The 6664-nt window shown below is 72.7% G+C and carries 6 protein-coding genes; 4 read left to right on the top strand and 2 right to left on the bottom strand.

The features are described from left to right. Positions 1-857, bottom strand: an 857-nt coding sequence (locus tag E2E34_RS29325) for a DUF3109 family protein (RefSeq protein WP_138904905.1), incomplete at its 3' end; no start/stop codon positions are given. Between the two features lie 41 nt (positions 858-898). Between E2E34_RS29325 and E2E34_RS29320 the strand changes: the two genes are divergently transcribed. From E2E34_RS29320 to ilvD, 4 genes are all read left to right on the top strand, one after another. Continuing rightward, positions 899-1831 carry a Ppx/GppA family phosphatase gene (locus E2E34_RS29320; RefSeq protein ID WP_138904904.1) on the top strand — a complete coding sequence of 311 codons (933 nt, stop codon included), beginning with the start codon at positions 899-901 and terminating at the stop codon, positions 1829-1831. 34 nt (positions 1832-1865) lie between these two features. Beyond that, the gene (locus E2E34_RS29315; protein ID WP_208765370.1) at positions 1866-2684 is read left to right on the top strand and encodes a sugar phosphate isomerase/epimerase family protein; all 819 of its coding nucleotides are present in this window, start codon (positions 1866-1868) and stop codon (positions 2682-2684) included. After that, positions 2681-3325 (top strand): TetR/AcrR family transcriptional regulator, encoded by a 645-nt coding sequence (locus E2E34_RS29310; protein ID WP_138904903.1) that lies wholly within the window; start codon positions 2681-2683, stop codon positions 3323-3325. The genes E2E34_RS29315 and E2E34_RS29310 overlap by 4 nt, the downstream gene beginning before the upstream one ends. 195 nt (positions 3326-3520) lie before the next feature. Continuing rightward, positions 3521-5371 (top strand): dihydroxy-acid dehydratase, encoded by a 1851-nt coding sequence (gene ilvD / locus E2E34_RS29305; RefSeq protein WP_138904902.1) that lies wholly within the window; start codon positions 3521-3523, stop codon positions 5369-5371. A gap of 61 nt (positions 5372-5432) precedes the next feature. Here ilvD and E2E34_RS29300 read toward each other — a convergent pair. Beyond that, positions 5433-6664, bottom strand: a 1232-nt coding sequence (locus tag E2E34_RS29300; protein ID WP_208765369.1) for an outer membrane protein assembly factor BamB family protein, incomplete at its 5' end; no start/stop codon positions are given.

Genomic DNA, 6664 nt, shown 5'->3' with positions numbered 1-6664 from the left:
CAGCCGGGCCGCCCCGGCAAAGGCGCCGGGTCCGCCGGGTGCGGAGCCATCGGCAGCAGCGACGCCAGCCGCTGCTCGCACAGCTCCACCAGCCGGTCGTACGCCGCCTTCCCCATCAGCTCCGTCAGCTCCGGCGCGTACGTCACGTACACCGGCTCCCCCGCCCCGTGAGCGGACGTCGCCGACGTGCACCACCAGTGCAGGTCGTGCCCTCCGGGCCCCCAGCCGCGCCGGTCGTACTCACCGATCGAGATCTGCAGGACACGCGTGTCGTCGGGCCGGTCGATCCAGTCGTACGTCCGCCGCACCGGCAGCTGCCAGCACACGTCCGGCTTCGTCTCCAGCGGCTCCCGGCCCTCCTTCAGCGCCAGGATGTGCAGCGAGCACCCCATGCCGCCCGCGAAGCCGGGCCGGTTCTGGAAGATGCACGAGCCCTCCCAGCGCCGCGTCTGGCGTTCGCCGTCCTCGTCGGTCTGGGTCCAGCCCGACTCCGTGCCGACGCCGTGGAACTGCCACACGTCGGGGGTGAGGCGCGCGACGTGCCCCGCCACCCGCTTCTCGTCGTCCTCGTCGGAGAAGTGCGCCCCCAGCGTGCAGCAGCCGTCGTCCGCGCGGCCCGCCTGGATCCCCTGGCAGCCGCTGCCGAAGATGCAGCTCCAGCGTGATGTCAGCCACGTCAGGTCGCAGCGGAAGACCTGCTCGTCGTCGGCGGGATCGGGGAACTCCACCCAGGCGCGGGCGAAGTCCAGCCCGCCCTTCTCGTCCTGGACCGGCACGGCGGGGGGGATCGTCTTGGGCCGCTTGGGCTGCTTCAGTGTTTCGGCTTTGCCCGGCTTCGCCTTTTTCGTCTTCGACACGGGGCCAAGGGTAAGCGCGCCGCCGCAGTAGCGTTCCGCCTATGAGACTCGGAGTCCTCGACGTGGGTTCGAACACGGTTCATCTGCTGGTGGTCGACGCGCACCCCGGCGCCTGCCCCCTGCCCGCCCACTCGCACAAGGCCGAGCTCCGCCTCGCCGAGCTCCTCGACGCGGACGGGGCGATAGGCGCCCACGGCGTCGACCGCCTCGTGGCGACCATCGCGGACGCGCTCCAGGCCGCCGAGGACAAGGGCTGCGAGGACGTCCTGCCGTTCGCGACCTCCGCCGTGCGCGAGGCCACGAACGCCGACGAGGTACTGGCCCGGGTCCGCGCCGAGACCGGCATCGACCTCCAGGTGCTGAGCGGGGCGGAGGAGGCGCGGCTGACTTTCCTGGCCGCCCGCCGCTGGTACGGCTGGTCGGCCGGGAAGCTGCTGGTCCTCGACATCGGCGGCGGCTCCCTGGAGATCGCGTACGGCATGGACGAGGAGCCCGACGCGGCGGTGTCCCTGCCCCTGGGCGCGGGCCGGCTCACCGCCGGCTGGCTCCCGGGCGACCCGCCGGACCAGCAGGACGTGAAGGCGCTGCGCCGCCACGTACGGGCCGAGATCGCCCGTACGGTCGGGGAATTCGCCCGCTTCGGTACCCCTGACCACGTGGTGGCGACGTCCAAGACGTTCCGGCAGCTGGCCAGGATCGCGGGCGCGGCCCGCTCCGCCGACGGGCCCTACGTGCAGCGTGAGCTGAGTCGCAGTTCGCTGGAGGAGTGGGTGCCCAAACTCGCCTCGATGCCGCTGTCGCAGCGCGCCGGGCTCCCGGGGGTCTCGGAGGGCCGCGCCGCGCAACTGCTGGCAGGAGCCCTGGTGGCGGAGGGGGCGATGGACCTCTTCGGCGTCGACGCACTGGAGATATGCCCGTGGGCGCTGCGCGAAGGCGTGATCCTGCGCCGACTGGATCATCTGCCGACCGCCTGACACCCACCCGGTGACGGCCCGTACGCTGTCCCTCGTGGCAGAACCAGTGGTGCGCATCCCTGATGCGAAGGTCGCGCTGTCCACGGCGTCGGTGTACCCGGAGTCGACGGCGACGGCCTTCGAGATCGCCGCACGCCTCGGCTACGACGGTGTCGAGGTCATGGTGTGGACGGATCCCGTCAGCCAGGACATCGAGGCGCTGCGCAGACTCTCCGACTACCACGGCGTCCCGGTCCTGGCCGTCCACGCACCCTGTCTGCTGATCACCCAGCGCGTCTGGACGACCGATCCGTGGACGAAGCTGCGGCGGGCGCAGGCGGCCGCAGAGAAGCTCGGCGCCTCGGCCGTCGTCGTCCACCCGCCCTTTCGCTGGCAGCGGCAGTACGCCCGCGACTTCGTCGACGGGATCTGGCGGATGGCGGACGAGACGGACGTGCGGTTCGCCGTCGAGAACATGTACCCGTGGCGCTACAAGGACCGCGAGATGCTGGCGTACGCCCCCGAGTGGGACGTGACCAAGGACGACTACCGGCACTTCACCGTCGACCTGTCGCACACCGCGACCGCCCGCACCGACACGATGGCCATGGTCGACCGGATGGGCGACCGGCTCGGGCACGTCCACCTCGCGGACGGCAAGGGGTCGGCGAAGGACGAGCACCTGGTGCCGGGGCGCGGCACCCAGCCCTGCGCCGAACTCCTGGAGCGCCTCGCCCTGAACGGCTTCGACGGCCATGTGGTCATCGAGGTCAATACGCGCCGCGCCATGTCGTCCGCCGAACGCGAGGCCGACCTGGCGGAGGCCCTCGCCTTCACCCGGCTGCACCTGGCGTCCCGGGTGTCGCAGCAGTGAGCGGTACGGACGGCGCACAGGACGGGGGTACGACGCCCGGACCCCGCCGCCGCGGCCGCCCGCGCCGCTCGCCCGAGGACGCCGGCCCCGGCGCCCGCGAGCGCATCCTCCAGGCGGCCCGCGACGAGTTCGCGGAGCGCGGCTACGACAAGACGTCGATGCGCGGCATCGCGAAGGCGGCGGGCGTCGACGCGGCGCTCGTCCACCACTACTTCGGCACCAAGGACGACGTCTTCGCGGCCGCCATCGAGATCTCCTTCGAGCCGGCCCTGGTGGTGCCCGCGGTCCTCGGCCAGGGCGGCACGGACGGCATCGGCGAGCGGCTGGCCCGCTACATCATCGACGTATGGGAGAACCCGGCGACCAGGGCCCCGCTCCTGGCGATCGTCCGCTCCGCACTGACGAACGAGACGGCGGCGAAGGTGCTGCGGACCTTCGTGCTGCGGCGGCTGCTGGAGCGGGTGGCGGCGGAGCTCGACGTACCGGATCCCACGTTCCGGGCCGAGCTGGCGGCCTCGCACATGGTGGGGATCGCGATCCTGCGCTACGTCGTGAAGACGGAGCCACTGGCCTCGGCCGACCCCGAGCGGATCGTCGCGATGGTCGCCCCGACGCTCCAGCGGTACCTGACGGAGGCGTGACCCCCGGCACGCCGCGCGGCACGGACCGGCGCTCTGCCCAAGGGCCGTGGGAGGCGTGACCGGGGAACGAGCGGCCCGTCCCGCATATCGGACTGTTTGTCCAGATCGTGGATCCGAGGCGTACGCTCGAAGTTACTCTCGTGAGTAAGCCTCGTACGTCCCATCTGCGTCCCACTGCCTAAGGAGCGAGCGACGATGCCCGAGCTGAGGTCCCGCACAGTCACCCACGGCCGCAACATGGCGGGCGCGCGCGCCCTTATGCGGGCGTCGGGAGTAGCGAGCGCGGACATCGGCAAGCCGATCATCGCGGTCGCGAACTCCTTCACCGAGTTCGTTCCGGGGCACACGCACCTCGCGCCGGTCGGCCGGATCGTCTCCGACGCCATCCTGGCCGCGGGAGCCGTCCCGCGTGAGTTCAACACGATCGCGGTCGACGACGGCATCGCCATGGGCCACGGCGGAATGCTGTACTCCCTGCCCTCCCGCGACCTGATCGCCGACTCGGTCGAGTACATGGTCGAGGCGCACTGCGCGGACGCACTGATCTGCATCTCGAACTGCGACAAGATCACGCCGGGCATGCTGATGGCCGCGCTGCGCCTCAACATCCCCACGATCTTCGTCTCCGGCGGTCCGATGGAGGCCGGCAAGGCCACCCTGGTCGACGGCACCGTCCGCAAGCTCGACCTGGTCGACGCGATCTCCGACGCGGTCAACGACAAGATCTCGGACGCGGACATCCTCCGTATCGAGGAGAACGCCTGTCCGACCTGCGGCTCCTGTTCCGGCATGTTCACCGCCAACTCGATGAACTGCCTCGCCGAGGCCATCGGCCTGGCCCTGCCCGGCAACGGCTCGGTCCTCGCCACGCACACCGCCCGCAAGGCGCTGTACGAGAACGCCGGCCGCACGATCGTCGACATCACCAGGCGCCACTACGAGCAGGACGACCACACCGTCCTGCCGCGCAACATCGCCACCCGCGCCGCCTTCGAGAACGCCATGGCGCTCGACATCGCGATGGGCGGCTCCACCAACACGATCCTGCACCTGCTGGCCGCCGCCCAGGAGGCGGAGCTGGACTTCGGCCTCGACGACATGGACGAGGTCTCGCGGCGCGTCCCGTGCCTGGCCAAGGTCGCCCCGAACGTGGCGCCCGGCGGCACGTACTACATGGAGGACGTCCACCGGGCCGGCGGCATCCCCGCCATCCTCGGTGAGCTCTACCGCGGCGGCCTGCTGAACGAGGACGTGCACACCGTCCACTCCGCGACCCTCGCCGAGTGGCTGAAGACGTGGGACGTGCGCGGCGGCTCGCCGTCCGCCGAGGCCGTCGAGCTGTGGCACGCGGCGCCCGGCTGCGTCCGCTCCGCGACCGCCTTCTCTCAGTCCGAGCGCTGGGACACCCTGGACACGGACGCCGAGGGCGGCTGCATCCGGTCGGTCGAGCACGCGTACTCCAAGGACGGCGGCCTGGCCGTCCTCAAGGGCAACCTCGCCGTCGACGGCTGCGTCGTGAAGACCGCGGGCGTCGACGAGTCGATCTGGACCTTCGAGGGCCCGGCGGTCGTCTGCGAGTCGCAGGACGAGGCCGTCGACAAGATCCTGCGCAAGGAGATCAAGGAGGGCGACGTCGTCGTCATCCGCTACGAGGGCCCGCGCGGCGGCCCCGGCATGCAGGAGATGCTCTACCCGACGTCGTTCCTCAAGGGCCGCGGCCTCGGCAAGACCTGCGCGCTCGTCACGGACGGCCGTTTCTCGGGCGGTACGTCGGGCCTGTCCATCGGCCACGCCTCCCCGGAGGCGGCGTCCGGCGGCACGATCGCGCTCGTCGAGGACGGCGACCGCATCCGCATCGACATCCCGAACCGCACGATCGAACTCCTCGTCGCGGACGAGGACCTGGCGGCCCGCCGCGAGGCCCTCGGCGGCGTGTACGCGCCGAAGAACCGTGAACGCAAGGTCTCGCAGGCCCTGCGCGCGTACGCCGCGATGGCGACCAGCGCGGACAAGGGCGCGGTGCGCGACATCAGCAAGCTGGGCTGAGCCCGGCCGGTCTTCGCGGCGGGCGGGACGGGGCACACGCCCGGTCCCGCCCGCCGCCGTTTCACCAGCGCGCCGGATCCTCGTCCGCCACCGCGAACACCGACCCGTCGGGCGCGGTCGCGAACACCTGGCCCCCGGCGGCCACGGGGGCGGGAAGCGTCGGCGTGAAGGTGTACCGCCCCGTGCCCATGCGGGGCGCGGTCTGGCCCAGCAGCCTGCCGTCGGCGGCGTCGACCGCCAGCAGCCGCCCGTCCGCCGCCGACAGGTAGACGCGCTCCGCCGTCGCCACCGGCCGTGAGGCGCGGCTGACCGACGTCTCAAGGCGCCAGCGCTGCGCCTCCTTGGGGCTGCCCGTACGGCCCGTGTCGACCGCGACCAGGGAGCCGTTGACGCCGAAGAGGTACGCCGTGTCCCCCCGCACCGTGGCCTGTGCCTGGTCGAGCGGCGTCACGAGCGGGACGCGGCGGGCCGTGCGGGCGCGGGTGTCGAGGCGGACGACCGCTCGCGTCAGGCCGTCGGTGTCGTCGGCCAGCAGGAACAGAGCGCCGTCCGAGGCGGCGAACGGGTTCAGCATCCCGTCCAGCCGCTGCTCCCACAGCGCCTCGCCGCTGCCGGGGTCGAGCGCGGCGATCGTGGTGGACGTACCGTCCTGCGACGGGGTGGCGGCGAACAAGGTCCCGGCGCGACCGGGCGAGGCGGCCCACAGGGAGCCGGTGCCGCCGTGGTGGCGGGTCCAGCGCGTCCTGCCGGAGCTGTTGTCGACGGCCCGTACGGTGCCGTCCGGGCTCGCCAGCAGTACCGATCGCGCCGTGTGCAGGACGAGGGGGCCGCCGGACACGTCCACGCTCCAGCGCCGGTCGCCGGTGCGCGGATCCAGGGCCTCCAGCCGGTCCCCGCCGGGCGGCACGACCTGCAGAAGCCCGCCGGCGAGGACGGGTGCGCTGTCGTCGAAGGAGGTACGGGAGGCGCCGGCCGCCTTCTTCGACCAGCCGACCCGGCCGTCCGCCGGGCTCAGCCGGGCGGCCTTGACGCCCCGGGCGCTGCAGTACAGGGAGCCGCCCGCGTACGAGCAGACCGGCGCACTGCCCCCCGCGCCGGCCCGCAGCGGCACGTCCCAGGGCCGCGCCTGCGCGACCGCGCTCCGCTTCTCCACGGCGGGCGCCGCCCCGGACGGGCCGCCGCCGACCAGCCCTTGCACGCCGAACGCCGCGCCGACGACCACCGAGGCCACGGCCACGACGATCCCGGCCCGCCGGACCCACCGCGAACGCCGGGCCCCGACGAGGCCCCCAC

Source organism: Streptomyces albidochromogenes, from assembly GCF_005981925.1.
Classification (GTDB): Bacteria; Actinomycetota; Actinomycetes; order Streptomycetales; family Streptomycetaceae; genus Streptomyces; species Streptomyces albidochromogenes.
This window is presented reverse-complemented; position numbering and strand designations above follow the sequence as displayed.

Excerpts from the sequence above, each read along its gene's own strand:
- E2E34_RS29320 (WP_138904904.1), top strand. The coding sequence starts at position 899 with ATGAGACTCGGAGTCCTCGACGTGGGTTCGAACACGGTTCATCTGCTG.
- ilvD (WP_138904902.1), top strand. The coding sequence starts at position 3,521 with ATGCCCGAGCTGAGGTCCCGCACAGTCACCCACGGCCGCAACATGGCG.